14 protein-coding genes are annotated in these 14973 nt (G+C 58.4%); 3 read left to right on the top strand and 11 right to left on the bottom strand.

The window, feature by feature from the left end; all coding sequences use genetic code 11:
- Window positions 1–2 precede the first annotated feature (2 nt).
- The 9 genes from phoU to GOV79_RS17630 all read right to left on the bottom strand — a co-directional run bounded on the left by phoU (window position 3) and on the right by GOV79_RS17630 (window position 8817).
- Window positions 3–704 (bottom strand): phosphate signaling complex protein PhoU, encoded by a 702-nt coding sequence (gene phoU, locus GOV79_RS17670; RefSeq protein WP_170790909.1) that lies wholly within the window; start codon window positions 702–704, stop codon window positions 3–5.
- Between the two features lie 16 nt (window positions 705–720).
- Window positions 721–1518, bottom strand: coding sequence for a phosphate ABC transporter ATP-binding protein PstB (gene pstB, locus GOV79_RS17665; RefSeq protein ID WP_170769756.1), 798 nt, complete (start codon window positions 1516–1518; stop codon window positions 721–723).
- A 10-nt stretch (window positions 1519–1528) separates the two neighbouring features.
- Complete coding sequence (gene pstA, locus GOV79_RS17660) at window positions 1529–2890, bottom strand: phosphate ABC transporter permease PstA (RefSeq protein ID WP_170790907.1); 1362 nt, start codon at window positions 2888–2890, stop codon at window positions 1529–1531.
- Window positions 2887–4359: a phosphate ABC transporter permease subunit PstC gene (gene pstC, locus GOV79_RS17655; protein ID WP_170790904.1), complete on the bottom strand. Its 1473-nt coding sequence runs from the start codon at window positions 4357–4359 to the stop codon at window positions 2887–2889. The genes pstA and pstC overlap by 4 nt, the downstream gene beginning before the upstream one ends.
- A gap of 83 nt (window positions 4360–4442) precedes the next feature.
- A complete protein-coding gene (locus tag GOV79_RS17650) occupies window positions 4443–5483 on the bottom strand; it encodes a substrate-binding domain-containing protein (RefSeq protein WP_170769759.1) in 1041 nt (346 codons plus the stop codon).
- A 160-nt stretch (window positions 5484–5643) separates the two neighbouring features.
- Window positions 5644–6717, bottom strand: a complete 1074-nt coding sequence (locus GOV79_RS17645; protein WP_170790902.1) for a sensor histidine kinase — start codon at window positions 6715–6717, stop codon at window positions 5644–5646.
- 30 nt (window positions 6718–6747) lie between these two features.
- Window positions 6748–7272: a gamma carbonic anhydrase family protein gene (locus GOV79_RS17640; protein ID WP_170790900.1), complete on the bottom strand. Its 525-nt coding sequence runs from the start codon at window positions 7270–7272 to the stop codon at window positions 6748–6750.
- Window positions 7269–7910 carry a guanylate kinase gene (gene gmk / locus GOV79_RS17635; RefSeq protein ID WP_170769762.1) on the bottom strand — a complete coding sequence of 214 codons (642 nt, stop codon included), beginning with the start codon at window positions 7908–7910 and terminating at the stop codon, window positions 7269–7271. The genes GOV79_RS17640 and gmk overlap by 4 nt, the downstream gene beginning before the upstream one ends.
- A 16-nt stretch (window positions 7911–7926) precedes the next feature.
- Window positions 7927–8817 carry a YicC/YloC family endoribonuclease gene (locus GOV79_RS17630; RefSeq protein ID WP_170790898.1) on the bottom strand — a complete coding sequence of 297 codons (891 nt, stop codon included), beginning with the start codon at window positions 8815–8817 and terminating at the stop codon, window positions 7927–7929.
- Window positions 8818–9059: 242 nt separating this feature from the next.
- On the opposite strand from GOV79_RS17630, the gene GOV79_RS17625 reads away from it, so the two are divergent.
- Window positions 9060–9734, top strand: coding sequence for a PAS domain-containing protein (locus GOV79_RS17625; protein ID WP_170790896.1), 675 nt, complete (start codon window positions 9060–9062; stop codon window positions 9732–9734).
- A 264-nt stretch (window positions 9735–9998) separates the two neighbouring features.
- Here GOV79_RS17625 and GOV79_RS17620 read toward each other — a convergent pair whose 3' ends face one another.
- The gene (locus GOV79_RS17620) at window positions 9999–11369 is read right to left on the bottom strand and encodes a class II 3-deoxy-7-phosphoheptulonate synthase (RefSeq protein WP_170769765.1); all 1371 of its coding nucleotides are present in this window, start codon (window positions 11367–11369) and stop codon (window positions 9999–10001) included.
- Between the two features lie 170 nt (window positions 11370–11539).
- Here GOV79_RS17620 and GOV79_RS17615 point away from each other — a divergent pair, with 170 nt between their 5' ends.
- On the top strand, window positions 11540–12544 hold the full coding sequence (locus tag GOV79_RS17615; RefSeq protein ID WP_170786786.1) for a GlxA family transcriptional regulator: 1005 nt from the start codon (window positions 11540–11542) through the stop codon (window positions 12542–12544).
- Here GOV79_RS17615 and GOV79_RS17610 read toward each other — a convergent pair.
- A complete protein-coding gene (locus tag GOV79_RS17610; protein ID WP_170791095.1) occupies window positions 12541–13635 on the bottom strand; it encodes a PQQ-dependent sugar dehydrogenase in 1095 nt (364 codons plus the stop codon). The two genes, GOV79_RS17615 and GOV79_RS17610, sit on opposite strands and share 4 nt — an antisense overlap.
- 151 nt (window positions 13636–13786) lie before the next feature.
- Between GOV79_RS17610 and GOV79_RS17605 the strand changes: the two genes are divergently transcribed.
- The gene (locus tag GOV79_RS17605; protein WP_170769768.1) at window positions 13787–14968 is read left to right on the top strand and encodes an ABC transporter substrate-binding protein; all 1182 of its coding nucleotides are present in this window, start codon (window positions 13787–13789) and stop codon (window positions 14966–14968) included.
- The last annotated feature ends 5 nt before the right edge of the window (window positions 14969–14973 follow it).

The following is a 14973-nucleotide window of genomic DNA, read 5'->3' as shown; positions in this document are numbered from 1 at the left end:
CCTCAGACGGATTGCGAGGTTACATCGGCCTTTGGCCGAGCTTCGGCGGGGCGTTCGCCGGTCACCAGATACACGACCTGCTCGGCGATTGCGGTGACGTGATCACCCATACGCTCGATATTCTTGGCGATGAAATGCAGATGCATACAGAACGAGATGTTGCGCGGATCTTCTGCCATGAAGGTCAGAAATTCGCGGAACAGACCATTATACATCTGGTCCACTTCTTCATCGCGGTTGATCACGTCGGTCGCCAATTCTGCGTCACGCTGGATGTACGCGTCCAGCGCGTCGCGCAGCATATGCTCGACTTCACGCGCCATGCGACGCAAGGCTGCGGCGCTGCCGTTGATCTCGCCTGCATTGACAAGAACCGTGGTCCGTTTGGCGATGTTCTTGGAATAATCGCCAATGCGTTCAAGATTGCCCGAAACCTTCAGCACCGAGAGAACCAGACGCAGATCGCTGGCTGTTGGCGCACGCAGCGCGATCAGGCGGGCGGTTTCCTCGTCGATCAGTTCCTCAAGCGCGTCGATGGCCTTGTCGCCTGCGCGGACCTGTTGCGCCAGTTCCTCGTCGCGCGTTTCCAGCGACCGGGCCGCACCCATGATGGCGGCTTCGACCAGCCCGCCCATCTTCATGATGTGGGCCTGAATGGCTTCTAGATCGCGGTCGAAGGCGGATGCAATATGTTGTTCGGTCATGATCAGATACCTGTCCTCAGCCGATCCGGCCGGTGATATAGCTTTCGGTGCGGGGATCTTCGGGGTTGGTGAAGATCTGACCCGTCTCGCCGAACTCGACGAGGTTGCCCAGATGGAAGAATGCGGTTTTCTGGCTGACTCGCGCGGCCTGCTGCATCGAGTGGGTCACAATCACCACCGAATAACGCGAGCGCAACTCGTCAATCAGTTCTTCGACCTGCGCAGTTGCAATCGGATCCAGGGCCGAGCAAGGCTCGTCCATCAGCAGAACCTCGGGCTCGGTCGCTACGGCGCGGGCGATGCACAGGCGCTGCTGCTGACCGCCCGACAGGCCGGTACCGGGGGCGTCAAGACGATCCTTAACCTCATCCCAGATCGCACCGCGACGCAGGGATTTCTCAACGATCTCATCCAGTTCCGCCTTGTTCTTGGCAAGGCCGTGAATGCGAGGGCCGTAGGCTACGTTGTCATAGATCGACTTAGGGAACGGGTTCGGCTTCTGGAACACCATGCCCACCTTGGCGCGCAGCTGCACCGGGTCGACGCGTTTGTCGTAGATGTCCTCGCCATCCAGCAGAATATCGCCCTGAACCCGGCAGATGTCGATCGTGTCATTCATCCGGTTCAAGCAGCGCAGGAAGGTAGACTTGCCGCAACCCGACGGGCCGATAAAGGCGGTCACGGTCTTGTCTTCAATCTCGACGTTGACGTCTTTGATAGCGTGCGTCTCACCGTAGTAGACCTGCACATTATTCGCGGCGATCTTGATGGCTTTGGAGTCCACGGCTCTCTCCACTCGTGTCATATCGTTCATAATAAGCCCCTTACCAGCGGCGTTCAAAGCGGCGGCGCAGGATGACCGCGATGGTGTTCATTGTCACAAGGAAGATCAACAGAATGATGATCCCTCCCCATGCGCGTTCGTAAAAGGCCGGGTCAGCGCGTTTGGACCATTCGTAGATCTGCGCAGGCATGGCCGAGTTCGGCGACAGGAAGCCCGCCACCAGCCCGTCGGGCGGGTTCGAGGCGATAAAGCCCACCATCCCGATCAGCAGCAGCGGCGCGGTTTCCCCCAGCGCCTGCGCCAGACCGATGATGGTGCCGGTCAGAATACCGGGCGCGGCCAGCGGCAAGACATGGTGGAACACCGCCTGCATTTTCGAGGCCCCTACACCCAGCGCCGCATCTCGGATCGACGGCGGAACCGCCTTGAGCGACGCACGAGTCGAGATGATGATCGTCGGCAACGTCATCAGCGTCAGAACCAGACCACCCACCAGCGGAGCCGAGGTCGGCAAATGCATGTAGTTAATGAACACGGCCAAACCCAGAATACCGAACACGATCGAAGGCACAGCGGCCAGGTTCGAAATGTTGACCTCAATGATATCTGTCAGCCGGTTCTGCGGCGCAAACTCCTCAAGATAGATCGAGGCGGCCACCCCAATCGGCAGCGCCAAAGCCAGCACCACGAACATCATGAACAGCGATCCCAGCATCGAAACACCGATCCCCGCAGCCTCAGGCCGTTGGTCGGACGCGTCCGAGCCGAAGATGAAATCGGGGTTGAACGCCTTATACAGCACACCCGCATCCCGCAGTTGATCTACGAAATCCAGCTGGGCAACCGTGATGCTTTTGTCATTAGCGATGGACTCGCGGGTCACGCGGCCCTTCATGTACCCATCGACGCGGCTGTTGACCAGAAAGCGGAAGCTGACGGTCTTGCCGATCTCATCGGGGTTTGCGATGACATAGTTCCGCAGCTCGGCCTGTGCGGCTTTGGACAGGATTTTACCCATGTCCTTGGGCGAAAGATCGGTCTGGATACCCAGCTCTTGCACTTCCGTCTCAATCGCCGAGGCGATCAGCGGCGCGTAACCAAAGGTCGAGACCTTCTTGATATCCTCGATATTGCGGTTGCCCTTCTTGTCCAGCTTGTCTTCTTTCAGCTCAACATTCAGTTCAAGAAACGTCTGCTGGAAGGCGCCGGTGCCTGCGGTCACAATGTTTGTGACCAGCACGATCAGCATCAGCAGGCCGATACCGATGGCAGCAATCCCATACATCTTAAACCGGGATTCGGCTGCATTGCGCTTTTTGGTCCGTGCGTCTTGCTCGAACAACGACCCCTTTTTGGGTTTCGCAGCCGGAGCAGCAGCGGGCGTTTGGGAAATATCGGTCATTCGTACTGCTCCCGGTATTTGCGTACGATGTAGAGGGCGAAGATGTTCAGCCCCAGCGTAATGATGAACAAGGTCAGACCCAGCGCGAACGCAACCAACGTTTCAGGGCTGGCAAAGTCGGTATCGCCGGTCAACTGGCTGACGATCCGAGTGGTGATCGTGGTCATTGCCTCGAACGGGTTGCCCGAGAATTTGGCGATTGCACCGGCAGCCATCACCACGATCATCGTCTCACCGATGGCGCGGCTGGCGGCCAGCAAGATCGCTCCGACGATCCCCGGCAACGCGGCCGGCAGCACCACCTGACGGACAGTCTCGGAATGCGTCGCGCCCAGCCCCAGAGAGCCATCGCGCATAGACTGCGGCACCGCATTGATGATGTCATCGGACAGCGACGACACGAACGGGATCAGCATGATGCCCATAACCAAACCCGCAGTTAGCACCGCGTTCGAGCTGGCCATCCAGCCCACTCCCAGCGCCCCGCCTTCGCCGAACATCGACACCAGCGCAGGACCAACCGTCAGCAAGGCAAAAAGACCATAAACGATGGTCGGGATACCGGCGAGGATCTCTAGCAATGGCTTGGCAATGGAGCGGGTCGCGCCTGAGGCATATTCCGACAGGTAAATCGCGGCGAACAGGCCAATCGGCACCGCCACCAACAACGCGATCACCGAGATATAGAGCGTGCCCCACAGAAGCGGCAGGATCGACAGTTCCGAGCCGCCACGGAAGTTCGGGGCCCATGTGCTACCGAAGAAGAAGTCTTTCCACGAGTGCAGTTGGAAGAAGTTCAGCGTCTCGAAGAACATGGACAAAACGATGCCCACCGTTGTCAGGATCGCAATCGAGGCCGCCAGCAGCAACAGCGCCAGAACGCCTTGTTCCACTACGTTGCGGGCGCGGAATTCCTTGTGCGTTCGGATATAGGCAAAGGCTGCACCAAACAGCGCGACGATCACAACGATCACCTGCATTGCTATCGTTCCGGTCGACGTCATGCTGCGGTATTTCTGGGCCGCGACCATAATAGGTTTGGTAATCTCCTGCGTCAGGACCTGACCTGAGTCTTTCAACGTCTGGGTCAGCTCGGCAATATCGGCATCGGCATTCCCAGCCTGCGCTTCGCTCAGCGCGCCGGTCGCAACGGCCCCGGCCAACCCGTTCGAAACGCGCCGAACCTCGCTCATGATCAGGCCGCGGTCAGCGCCTTCAGGGATCGCGTGGTCGGGGATCATGCCGGTGACTGTGCTGTTTACGATCATCGGCTGCGCCAGCAACCAGACGACCAGAATTCCAAGCGCCGGCACCAGCGCCGTCAGCGCAACATTGTAGCCATAATAGGACGGCAGAGAGTGCAGATCCCGCGCGTCTCCTCCTGCGCTTGCAAGGGCACGGGACCGCCCTGCGAAATATCCGATCACTGCGAATGCAAGCAGGATGAGCAACAGCCAGGATAGTGCCATGGGAACTCCGTCGGAATGGCTGGAGAAGAGTCAAAAAGAACCGGGGCGCGCATAAACCGCCCCGGTTCCATAAGCAAGGGTGATTAGGAGCCGCCGCCCAGAACGGTTTCGTTCGCAACAGCTTCCTGAACTTTCACCAGCTCGGGATCCGAAACCAGGCCGTATTCAGCCAACGGACCATCGGGGCCTGCGATCTCGTCGGCGACGAAGAACTCAGCATATTCTTTCAGGCCGGGGATCACGCCAATATGCGCTTTCTTCACGTAGAAGAACAGCGGACGCGAGACCGGGTATTCGCCGGTTGCGATCGACTCGGTGGTCGGAACAATGCCGGACATGGTTGCAACTTGCAGCTTGTCGGTGTTGTTCTCGTAGAAGGCCAGACCAAAGACGCCGATGCCGTCTTTGTTGCTGTCGATACGCGCCAGAGTTTCGGTATAGTCGCCGTCGATGTCGACCGAAACGCCGTCCGTACGCAGGGCGATACAGGCTTTCTCGGCGGCTTTCTTGTCGTCGCCGTTGGCTGCTTTGTAAACGTCAAAGTCGCCCAGGTGCTCACAACCGGCCAGGATCACCTTGTCTTCAAACACTTCACGGGTGCCGTGCTTGGTGCCCGGGATGAAAGCTGCGATCGGCTGCGCCGGGAAAGCAGGGTTCACGTCGGCCCAGGTTTTGTTCGGGTTATCGACCAGCTGACCGTCAACAACGATCTGTGCGGACAGGGCTTTGTACCAATCTTCCGGCGTGAACTCGAACGAGTTGCCGTTGATGTCGGAGGCGAAAACGATGCCATCATAACCGATCTGAACTTCGATGATGTCGGTCACGCCGTTTTCGGCACAGGCTTTTACTTCTTTTTCACGGATGGCGCGCGAAGCATTGGCAACGTCGATGGTGTTTTCGCCAACACCTTCGCAGAAACGCTTCAGGCCAGCCGAGGAACCGCCCGATTCAACAACAGGGGTCGGGAAGTCGAAGTTTTCACCGAAGGCTTCGGCAACGATCGAAGCGTAAGGCAGAACGGTCGAGGAACCGGCAACCTGAACCTGATCACGTGCAGCAGCGGTAGTGGCCGAAACGGCAGCAATCGCCAGAGCAGAAGCCGACAGTTTTACAAAGGACATCTCAGTCTCCTTGAGAATGGTTGTTTTTGATCACCCCCATGATGATCTTGCCGGCACCCCTAAGAGCCGTGCGTAAGCCTTTTGTGACAGGTTTGTAACGGTTTCATGACAAACCGGCAGATTCAGCTATGACTTTGTGACAATCCCGGTATGTCGGGCGTCAAACCTGAGCCTCTTCCGGTTTTTGCTGCGGCAAAATCACTGTGAAAACAGACCCTTTGCCCAACTCGCTTTCCACCCGCAAGCGCCCGCGATGCCGATTGACGATATGTTTTACGATCGCCAGCCCCAAACCGGTTCCACCCAATTGCCGAGACCTGTGATTGTCCGCCCGGTAGAATCGCTCGGTCAAACGCGGCAGGTGAGTCGGGTCGATACCCGGCCCCTTATCCGAAATCTGAACCCGCACAGCCGGGCCGCGCATGGCGGTGTCCCGTTCGAAAGACTGAATTCGTACTTCAACCAAGCCGCCGCTACCGCCGTATTTGATTCCGTTCTCGATCAAGTTGGTAAAAACCTGCCGCAACTGATCGCTGTCACCGATCAAGGACACCGGTCCCTGGGGATCATTGGTAAGGCGAAGTTCAACTTCCGCATCCTCGGCCAGTGGCCGCAGTGAATTTATCGTGGATTGGAGCAAGCCCGACAGGTCCAGCTCCTCTCGTGGCCGCACCCGTTCTTCGCTTTCGACCCGGTTCAGCGACAGCAAGTCCCCTACCAGCCGGTTCATGCGGTTGGCCTCATCCGTCATGATCTGAAGAAAGCGCTCGCGCGCGGCGGCATCTTCGCGGGCGGGGCCGCGCAGGGTTTCTATAAAGCCCATCAACGCGGTCAGCGGCGTGCGCAGTTCGTGACTGACATTGGCGACAAAATCGCGCCGCATCTGACTGGCCTGTTCAAGATGGGTCACATCCTGAAAAACGGCCAGAACAGCCCCGCCTGAGACAGCGCCAACACCGTTCATATAGCGGCACTCTACCTCGAACGTGGTGTCCTGAGCGCCGTCATTTGCAAGGTGTCGCGTCTTCGCCCGCCCCTTGTCACGCAGGCTTTGCTCCATCGCCTCAATCACCTGCGGCTGACGCAGGATGGTGGCAAAATGACGGGTGACGATGTTTTGCCCAAGCAACGTCCGTGCATCTGTATTGGCCGCTATGATCCGCTCGGTCTGATCGACCATCAGGGCAGGTAGGGGAATGGCCGACACAATTTCGGCAAGCAGATCGTCTGACATCGTTGGTACTCGGTGATATTCGAGGGCGTTCTAGGGCACGGGTGTCAAAGTTTCACGAAACTTGCGCATGTTTTCCTGATAATGCAGCGCGCTGAACGTGATCTTTTGCGCCGCAGCCGCATCCAATTCGCGCACCACCTTGCCCGGTGCACCCATCACCAGCGAATTGTCCGGGATTTCCTTGCCTTCTGTGATCAACGCCCCTGCCCCGATCAGGCAATTCTTTCCTATTTTTGCGCCGTTCAGGACAATTGCCCCCATCCCGATCAGAGTATTTTCCCCGATCGTGCAGCCATGCAACATGACCTTATGCCCAATGGTGCAGTTCTTGCCGATCGTCAGCGGATAGCCCGCATCAATATGCATCACGCAGTTTTCCTGCACGTTGCTGCCTTCGCCCACCCGGATCTCTTCATGATCGGCGCGTATGGTGCAGCCAAACCAGACCGAGGCTCCCTGCTCCAGCACCACCTTCCCAATCAGGTTCGCATCGGGCGCGACCCAGGTGTCCTCGTCGATTTGCGGCGTGTGCGGGCCGAGGGCGTAGACCGTCATGACAATTCCTCGAATTCGTTTTGCAGTGTGCGAACGTGGTTTTGCAGCACCGGTTGCTGGATACGCCGCATGCGTTCGGCGCTGACGATGGTCTTCAGCTTTTCCTCGGTCGCATCCAGATCGTCATTCACCAGAACGTAGTCGTAATAGCCCCAGTGGCTGATCTCATCCCAGCTTTTCAGCATCCGCTTGGCGATCACGTCGGCGGCGTCCTGACCACGGCTTTCCAGCCGACGACGCAGTTCGGGGATCGAGGGCGGCAGGATGAAAATCGACAAAGCGTGCTTGCCAAGGTCCGAGTTGCGAATCTGCACCTCGCCCTGCCAGTCCACATCAAACAGCACGTCTTTGCCGCTGTTGATCGACTCGCGCACCGGCCCCGCGGGTGAGCCATAGAAATTCCCGAATACATGCGCGTGCTCCAGCATCTGACCGTCGGCGACCTGCTGTTTGAACGCATCCTCACTGAGGAAGTAGTATTCACGGCCATGTTCCTCACCCGGACGCGGGGCGCGCGTTGTGGCCGAGACCGAGAATTCAAGGTCGCTGTCCCACTGCATCAGCCGCCGGGCCAAGGTGGATTTGCCTGCCCCGGAAGGTGAAGACAAAATGATAAGTAGGCCGCGTCGATCCGCCATAAGGGTGTTCCTGTCGTTATTCCACGTTCTGCACTTGCTCTCGCATCTGATCAATTACGGCTTTCAACTCAAGCCCTACCGAGGTCAGTTCGGCGCTTTGCGCCTTGGAGCATAAGGTATTTGTCTCGCGATTGAATTCCTGCATCAGAAAATCCAGCTTGCGCCCCACGGCCACATCCTGTGCCAGCAAGTCACGCGCGGCCGTGACATGGGTTCTGAGGCGGTCGATTTCCTCGGTCACATCCGCTTTGACCGCGATCAGCGCCAGTTCTTGCGCGACCCGGTCCGGATCCGCGCTTTGTGCGTTTTCCAGCACGCGGGCCAGATTTTCGCGTAAGGCATCGGCCATCTTGTCCTTGCGCTGTTCGGCCAGCGCGGCGGCCTGATCGGTGAAAGCTGCCACCTGATCCAGCTGGCTGTCTAGAACCTTGGCCAGCGCCTGCCCCTCAGCCTCGCGCATGGCGATGAACTCGGTCAAAACGGTCGCAAATTCGGTGCTGAGTTGCTTTACCAGAGCGGTCGGATCATCCACATCGGCCCCTGCATCCAGCATGCCTTTTAGCGCCACCAAATCGGCAGCGCTTGGCGTTGCAAGTGCTACGCCAGCTTCCTCCGCCATCTGCTGGGTGCGCTTCACCGCCGCCAGGGCTGCGGCCATGGCCGTTTCATTCAACACGATCTCAGGCGCGGATTCGTCCCGGTTCACGCGCAGCGACAAGGTGACATTCCCCCGGCTCAGCGCCTTGGACATCTGCGCCCGCAGCGCCGCCTCCAGCCCGGTCAGCCAATCTGGAACGCGAATGCGCATGTCCAGCCCCTTGCCGTTGACGCTGCGCAGCTCCCACGTCCAGCTATGTGGCCCCAAAGCGCCTTTGCCCGAGGCGAAGCCCGTCATGGATCTGATCATAGCCGACCTTTCGTTATAGCCCATGGCCCTATTCCGCCAGCACCTAAAGCCAACCACCAGCGCAGGGCAAGAGTTTGCTGAGTTTGTCGCATCCAGTACGCAGTTAACCATTCATTAAAGAATTCCTCCAAAATTGTATTAACCCGTGTCAATCTGGTTGCTGTTGGGGTGGTCAGTCGGTGATGTCCCCGATATGTGGCATTTTATGAAAATGACGGTCGATTGACACTAGGGTGATGAAAATGAAGACGTTTTTCGGGAACGGTTCCGGGTCAAACTTTGGAAAGATCGTCGCAATGGATCGTTTTGACAGTGGGCGCAGCCTGTCCCCCATCCGGCAGGCTGAGGCATATTGGACAGCGTTGCTGACGGGCGACGGTGTGCCCATGCGGTCGCAGATTGATCCGCGCGGACTTGAGAATATTCTGGAATACACCTTCATTCTGGAACGCATCGCACCCGGTCTGGCGAGGTTTCGCCTTGCGGGCAGCCATCTGAACAACCTGGCAGGTATTGAGGTACGCGGGACGCCTCTGACCGCGTTTTTCGAACCTGGCGCGCGGACCCAGATCACCGACGTATTGGAAGAGGTGTTTGCCAAGCCCGCGATTGCCGAGCTTGGGTTGATCTCGTCCGGTGCGCTGGGCCGCACCCGAATGCAGGCACGGATGATCCTGCTGCCTTTGAAAAGCGATCTGGGTGATGTCAGCCGCGTGTTGGGCGTGATGGTCAGCGACGGCGTGATCGGTGCAACCCCACGGCGCTTTGACGTCTCAGGCCGGAAACTGCGCCCCGTCTCAGATGTTCAGGCCCCTCAAAAACCAGTACGGCCGTCTGTGGTTGGTTTTGCCGAGGATCAGACCGATTTCCAACGTCCGGGATCACATCTGCGACTGGTCGTGTCGCGCGACGACTGAGTTCGGAACCCATTGTTATTTTAATACCGGCAACCAGATCGTCTTGCCGGTTTTTTTGTCTCGCCCAACCTCGCGCTCGCACCGGCCATCGGCGCGCATACGGGTTCTTGGATTCTCGATCGGGTCGAGATTTTGCAAGTAAGGCGTCAGACAGTAGAAACTCTGTGACGCCTTACGAGAATGCCGACGGCGCAAACGTGCCCAAAGGAAGCTCAGCCCAAACAACTTGGCCCCCTTTGGGTTCGCGTAAAGAAGCGCACCGCCTTAGCCAACCGCACGTTTAGTGCGGTTACGGCGCAGGTTCGTCAGTTCTTCGGCCACAAGGAACGCCAGTTCCAGCGATTGCGACGCGTTCAAACGCGGGTCGCAAGCGGTGTGGTAGCGGTCCGAGAGGTCCTCTTCCGTCACTGCGCGCACGCCGCCAGTGCATTCGGTGACGTCCAGACCGGTCATCTCGAAATGCACGCCGCCGGGGACGGTGCCCTCGGCCTGATGGACGCCAAAGAAATCACGGACTTCGCGCAGGACCGAATCGAATGGGCGAGTCTTGTAACCCGTGGCCGACTTGATCGTGTTGCCATGCATCGGATCGCAGACCCAGGTCACATTGGCACCCTCTTCCTTGACGGCCTTCACCAAGCGCGGCAGATGCTCACCCGCTTTGCCTGCACCAAACCGCGCAATTAGGGTCAGGCGACCCTCTTCGTTTTCGGGGTTCAGCTTGGACATCAGAACCTTGAGGTCTTCGGCAGTCGTGGTCGGACCGCATTTCAGACCGATCGGGTTCTGTACGCCCCGGCAGAATTCAACATGCGCGCCGTCGGGCTGACGGGTACGGTCGCCGATCCAGATCATGTGACCCGAGCCAGCCAGCCAGTTGCCAGAGGTCGAATCCAGACGGGTCAGCGCCTCTTCGTATTCCAGCAATAGCCCTTCATGGCTGGTGTAGAACTCGACGGTCGAGAACTCATGCGTGGTATCGGCGTTGATCCCGGCGGCATCCATGAAGTCGATGGAGTCTTGAATGCGGTCGGCGATCTCCGAATATTTCTGCACGTCTTGATCGTCGGTGAAGCCCAACGTCCAGGAATGCACGCGGGTCATATCCGCAAAACCACCGGTCGAGAACGCACGCAGCAGGTTCAGCGTGGCCGCCGCCTGCGTGTAGGCTTGCAGCATCTTGGACGGATTCGGAATGCGGGCCTCGGGAGTGAAGGCCAACTCGTTGATGATATCACCACGGTAGCTGGGCAGTTCCACACCATCCACCACTTCGGTCGGGGCACTGCGCGGTTTGGCGAACTGACCGGCCATACGGCCAACTTTGACCACCGGCACCTTGGCACCATAGGTCAGAACCATCGCCATCTGCAGCATTACCTTGAACGTGTCACGGATCGCATCCGCGCTGAATTGTTCAAAGCTTTCAGCACAGTCGCCGCCTTGAAGCAGGAACGCCTCACCCCGTCCAGCCGCAGCCAGGTGTTGTTTCAACCGCCGTGCCTCGCCCGCAAAAACCAGCGGGGGATACTGGGCAAGCTGGGCCTCGACCTTGGCCAGCGCGGCCGCGTCGGTATAATCTGGCATCTGAACTCGGGGCTTGTTGCGCCAGTTCGTTTTTTGCCACTCGGTCATAGCTTTGATCTCCGCTGAAGTATTCAGGTCGTCTCTATACAAAATGCGTGACAGAGTGACCATATCCCAATTGCGCCCCCTTGACGTCGTAAACAAGCTTTGATCATGGTGGTTTTAATACGTGCCGCCGGACCTATCGTCCCCTGGCGGCGAATCAAGGACACCTCGCCATGCAAGAGCAACGCCAAGTTGTCACGGTGCAAGACACTGCGGCCAACCCTAAGAATTTCGTGTTTGTCCTTTTGGACAAGTTCTCTTTGCTGTCTTTTGCGTCGGCACTGGACAGCCTGCGCATCGCCAATCGTATGGCCGATAAAGAGCTGTACACCTGGACCTTTGCCGGTGAAGGCGGTGACACCGTTACATGTTCGGCTGGAGCCAACTTCAAACTTGATTCCGATCTCGTTGAACTTCAACGCGATGCCGTGATCCTGATTTGCGGCGGCGTAGATGTTCAGAACGCCACCACCAAGAAGGTGCTCAATTGGGTACGACGCGAGGCGCGGCGGGGATTGAAAATTGGCGGATTGTGTACAGCAGCCTTCACTCTGGCCAAGGCTGGTTTGATGGATGGCAAACGCGCGACAATCCACTGGGAGAATTCGGACAGCTTCATCGAGGAATTCGATGAGGTCGAGCTGACGAAATCCGTGTTCCAGATCGACGGCAACCGGATGACGACGGCGGGCGGGACTTCGTCCATCGACCTGATGTTGAAGATCATCGCGGATGACTATGGTGAAGATCTGGCGAATGCGGTGGCGGATCAGATGATCTATTCGTCGATCCGCACGGATCAGGACACGCAGCGCCTGTCGACCCCCACCCGGATCGGGGTTCGGCATCCAAAGCTCAGCCAGGTCATCCTTATGATGGAAAAAAACATCGAAGAGCCGATCTCGCCCTCGATTCTGGCCAAGGATGTCGGCATGTCCACGCGCCAGCTGGAACGGCTGTTCCGGCGCTACCTGAGCCGCTCACCCAAGCGGTATTACATGGAGCTGCGGCTGCACAAGGCGCGAAACCTGCTGATGCAGACCGATATGAGCGTGATCAACGTGGCGCTGGCCTGTGGCTTTGCCAGCCCATCGCATTTCTCGAAATGCTACCGCGCCCATTACAACACCACGCCATATCGCGAGCGAGGCGCTCAAGGCGGGAAACTGTCTGTTTAACCCGGTGTCATCCGGTAAACCGAGCCCTGCCCGACAGAGATAAACCAGATCGCCCCGTCCGGCGCTTCCACAATATCGCGGACTCGTTCTGTCGCTGAGCCCTCGATCTTTTCGACCTCGGTCAGGGGCGATCCTGCGAGACGGGCAATATAGTCAAACTTCAGGGAGCCAACGAATATATCGCCGGCCCATTGCGGCCATAGCTTGCCGGAATAAACCAACAGACCCGAGGGTGCGATGGACGGGTCCCAATAAAATTTCGGCTGTTCAAGCCCATCTTTGAAAGTGCCCTCGCCAATCTTCTTACCCGAATAGTGACGACCGTACGAAATGATCGGCCAGCCGTAATTCCGTCCGGGTTGGATCAGGTTCACCTCATCCCCGCCGCGCGCACCGTGTTCTGCGGCCCACAAGCGGCCCTGTGCGTCCAATCCGGCCCCCTGTGGGTTGCGATGGCCATAGGACCAGATTTCGGGCCGAACATCCGGCGCCCCCACAAACGGGTTATCCGCAGGAACTGTTCCGTCACGGTTCACGCGGATCACTGAACCAATAGGGTTGGACGTTTCCTGCGCTTGGGGACGGTCGCCGCGATCCCCAATAGTGACAAATAAAGTGCCGTCGTTGGCCTCGACCACACGCGAACCGAAATGTCGACCACCGGACCCTCCGGGAACGGCTTCGAAGAGGACCCGCAGATTGGTCAGCCGATCCCCGCTTTCAGACAGCCGCGCCACGGCTAGAGCGGTACCGGCCCCACCCCGTTGAGGCTTTGAGAAGGTCAGAAAAATCTCCCGGCTTTGCGTGAAATCACGGGCGATTGTCACATCCAGCAACCCACCCTGTCCGTTTGCCGCAACCTTTGGGACACCGCGCACCTTCTTTGCCTTGCCATCCGAGACATGCAGCAACTCTCCATCCCGTTCTGTCACCAGAAACGATCCGTCAGGCATAATTCCGACGGCCCACGGCGTATCCAGCCCCTGAACCATCAGCTCAACCTGCACTGAGCCCGAAGAGGTGCTTAAGACCTCAGCACGCAGCGGGACGCTTAGCAGCGTCAAAAGAAGAAGCGCAATTGCTCGGACCATCATTTTTCCCTTCAAAATCACTGCGTCAGCCCTATGAGACCAAATAGCTTTCCTTTGCGCAAAAACACGTTTGCGTTAGGACTTTTCTTTTCCGAGCAGCTTGCCTAGGGTCGTGACCAGAACGAATACGTTCACAATAGGGAGTAACCATATGAAAAAGCTGCTTACTGCAACTGCGGCATCCGCTCTGCTGGCTGGTCCGGCTCTGGCCGAAGATATCACGCTGGGCGTCCTGTTCGGCTTCACCGGCCCGATTGAATCACTGGCCCCGGCGATGGGTTCAGGTGCGGAACTGGCAATGGCCGAAGTCACCGAATCTGGCAAGCTGCTGGACGGCACCAAAGTCAGCGCGTCCCGCGCCGATACTGGTTGTATCGACAATGGCCTGGCGACCTCGAACGGAGAGCGTATGATCGCAGATGGCGTTGCTGGCATCATTGGCGGCGACTGCTCGGGTGTGACCGGCGCGATCCTGCAGAACGTCGCTATTCCAAACGGCATGGTGATGATTTCGCCATCGGCGACTTCGCCCGGCCTGTCGACCATGGAAGACAACGGCCTGTTCTTCCGCACCGCGCCGTCGGATGCGCGTGAAGGTCAGGTGATGGCGGACATCCTGAATGACCGTGGCATCAGCTCGATTGCACTGACCTACACCAACAACGATTACGGCAAGGGTTTGGCAGACGCGATCCAGTCCTCGTTTGAGGCGTCAGGTGGCGAAGTGACCATCGTTGCCGCACACGAAGACGGCAAGGCCGACTACTCGGCCGAAGTGGGCGCGCTGGCCTCGGCCGGTGGCGACATTCTGGTTGTCGCGGGTTATCTCGACCAAGGTGGTCTGGGTATCATCCAGTCGGCACTGGACAGCGGTGCGTTTGACACGTTCGGTCTGCCCGGCGGCATGATCGGTGACTCGCTTCCCAACAATGTTGGCCCCGACCTGAACGGCTCGTTCGGTCAGATCGCCGGTTCGGGTGGCGAGGGCGCCGAGAAGTACTTTGCCATGGCTGAAGCCGCCGGTTTCGACGGTTCGTCGCCTTATTCGCCGGAAGCCTATGACGCAGCTGCGCTGTTCATGCTGGCCATGCAGGCCGCAGGCTCGACCAGCCCCGCCGATTACGGCAGCAAGATCATGGACGTCGCCAACGCACCGGGTGAAAAGATCTACCCAGGTGAGCTGGCCAAGGGTCTGGAACTGCTGGCCGCAGGTCAGGACATCGACTATGTCGGCGCGTCCGGCGTTGAGCTGATCGGCCCCGGCGAAAGCGCGGGTTCGTACCGCGAGATCGAAGTGACCGACGGCGAGAACAAGACCGTCAACTTCCGTTGATCCAA

Origin of the sequence: Ruegeria lacuscaerulensis (genome assembly GCF_013034745.1) — a bacterium.
GTDB classification, from domain to species: Bacteria; Pseudomonadota; Alphaproteobacteria; order Rhodobacterales; family Rhodobacteraceae; genus Ruegeria; species Ruegeria lacuscaerulensis_B.
This window is presented reverse-complemented; position numbering and strand designations above follow the sequence as displayed.

What these genes read in the sequence shown, in the direction of transcription:
- phoU (WP_170790909.1), bottom strand. Translation starts at nt 704, where the DNA reads ATGACCGAACAACATATTGCATCCGCCTTCGACCGCGATCTAGAAGCC.
- pstB (WP_170769756.1), bottom strand. Translation starts at nt 1,518, where the DNA reads ATGAACGATATGACACGAGTGGAGAGAGCCGTGGACTCCAAAGCCATC.
- pstA (WP_170790907.1), bottom strand. Translation starts at nt 2,890, where the DNA reads ATGACCGATATTTCCCAAACGCCCGCTGCTGCTCCGGCTGCGAAACCC.
- pstC (WP_170790904.1), bottom strand. Translation starts at nt 4,359, where the DNA reads ATGGCACTATCCTGGCTGTTGCTCATCCTGCTTGCATTCGCAGTGATC.
- GOV79_RS17650 (WP_170769759.1), bottom strand. Translation starts at nt 5,483, where the DNA reads ATGTCCTTTGTAAAACTGTCGGCTTCTGCTCTGGCGATTGCTGCCGTT.
- GOV79_RS17645 (WP_170790902.1), bottom strand. Translation starts at nt 6,717, where the DNA reads ATGTCAGACGATCTGCTTGCCGAAATTGTGTCGGCCATTCCCCTACCT.
- GOV79_RS17640 (WP_170790900.1), bottom strand. Translation starts at nt 7,272, where the DNA reads ATGACGGTCTACGCCCTCGGCCCGCACACGCCGCAAATCGACGAGGAC.
- gmk (WP_170769762.1), bottom strand. Translation starts at nt 7,910, where the DNA reads ATGGCGGATCGACGCGGCCTACTTATCATTTTGTCTTCACCTTCCGGG.
- GOV79_RS17630 (WP_170790898.1), bottom strand. Translation starts at nt 8,817, where the DNA reads ATGATCAGATCCATGACGGGCTTCGCCTCGGGCAAAGGCGCTTTGGGG.
- GOV79_RS17625 (WP_170790896.1), top strand. Translation starts at nt 9,060, where the DNA reads ATGAAGACGTTTTTCGGGAACGGTTCCGGGTCAAACTTTGGAAAGATC.
- GOV79_RS17620 (WP_170769765.1), bottom strand. Translation starts at nt 11,369, where the DNA reads ATGACCGAGTGGCAAAAAACGAACTGGCGCAACAAGCCCCGAGTTCAG.
- GOV79_RS17615 (WP_170786786.1), top strand. Translation starts at nt 11,540, where the DNA reads ATGCAAGAGCAACGCCAAGTTGTCACGGTGCAAGACACTGCGGCCAAC.
- GOV79_RS17610 (WP_170791095.1), bottom strand. Translation starts at nt 13,635, where the DNA reads ATGGTCCGAGCAATTGCGCTTCTTCTTTTGACGCTGCTAAGCGTCCCG.
- GOV79_RS17605 (WP_170769768.1), top strand. Translation starts at nt 13,787, where the DNA reads ATGAAAAAGCTGCTTACTGCAACTGCGGCATCCGCTCTGCTGGCTGGT.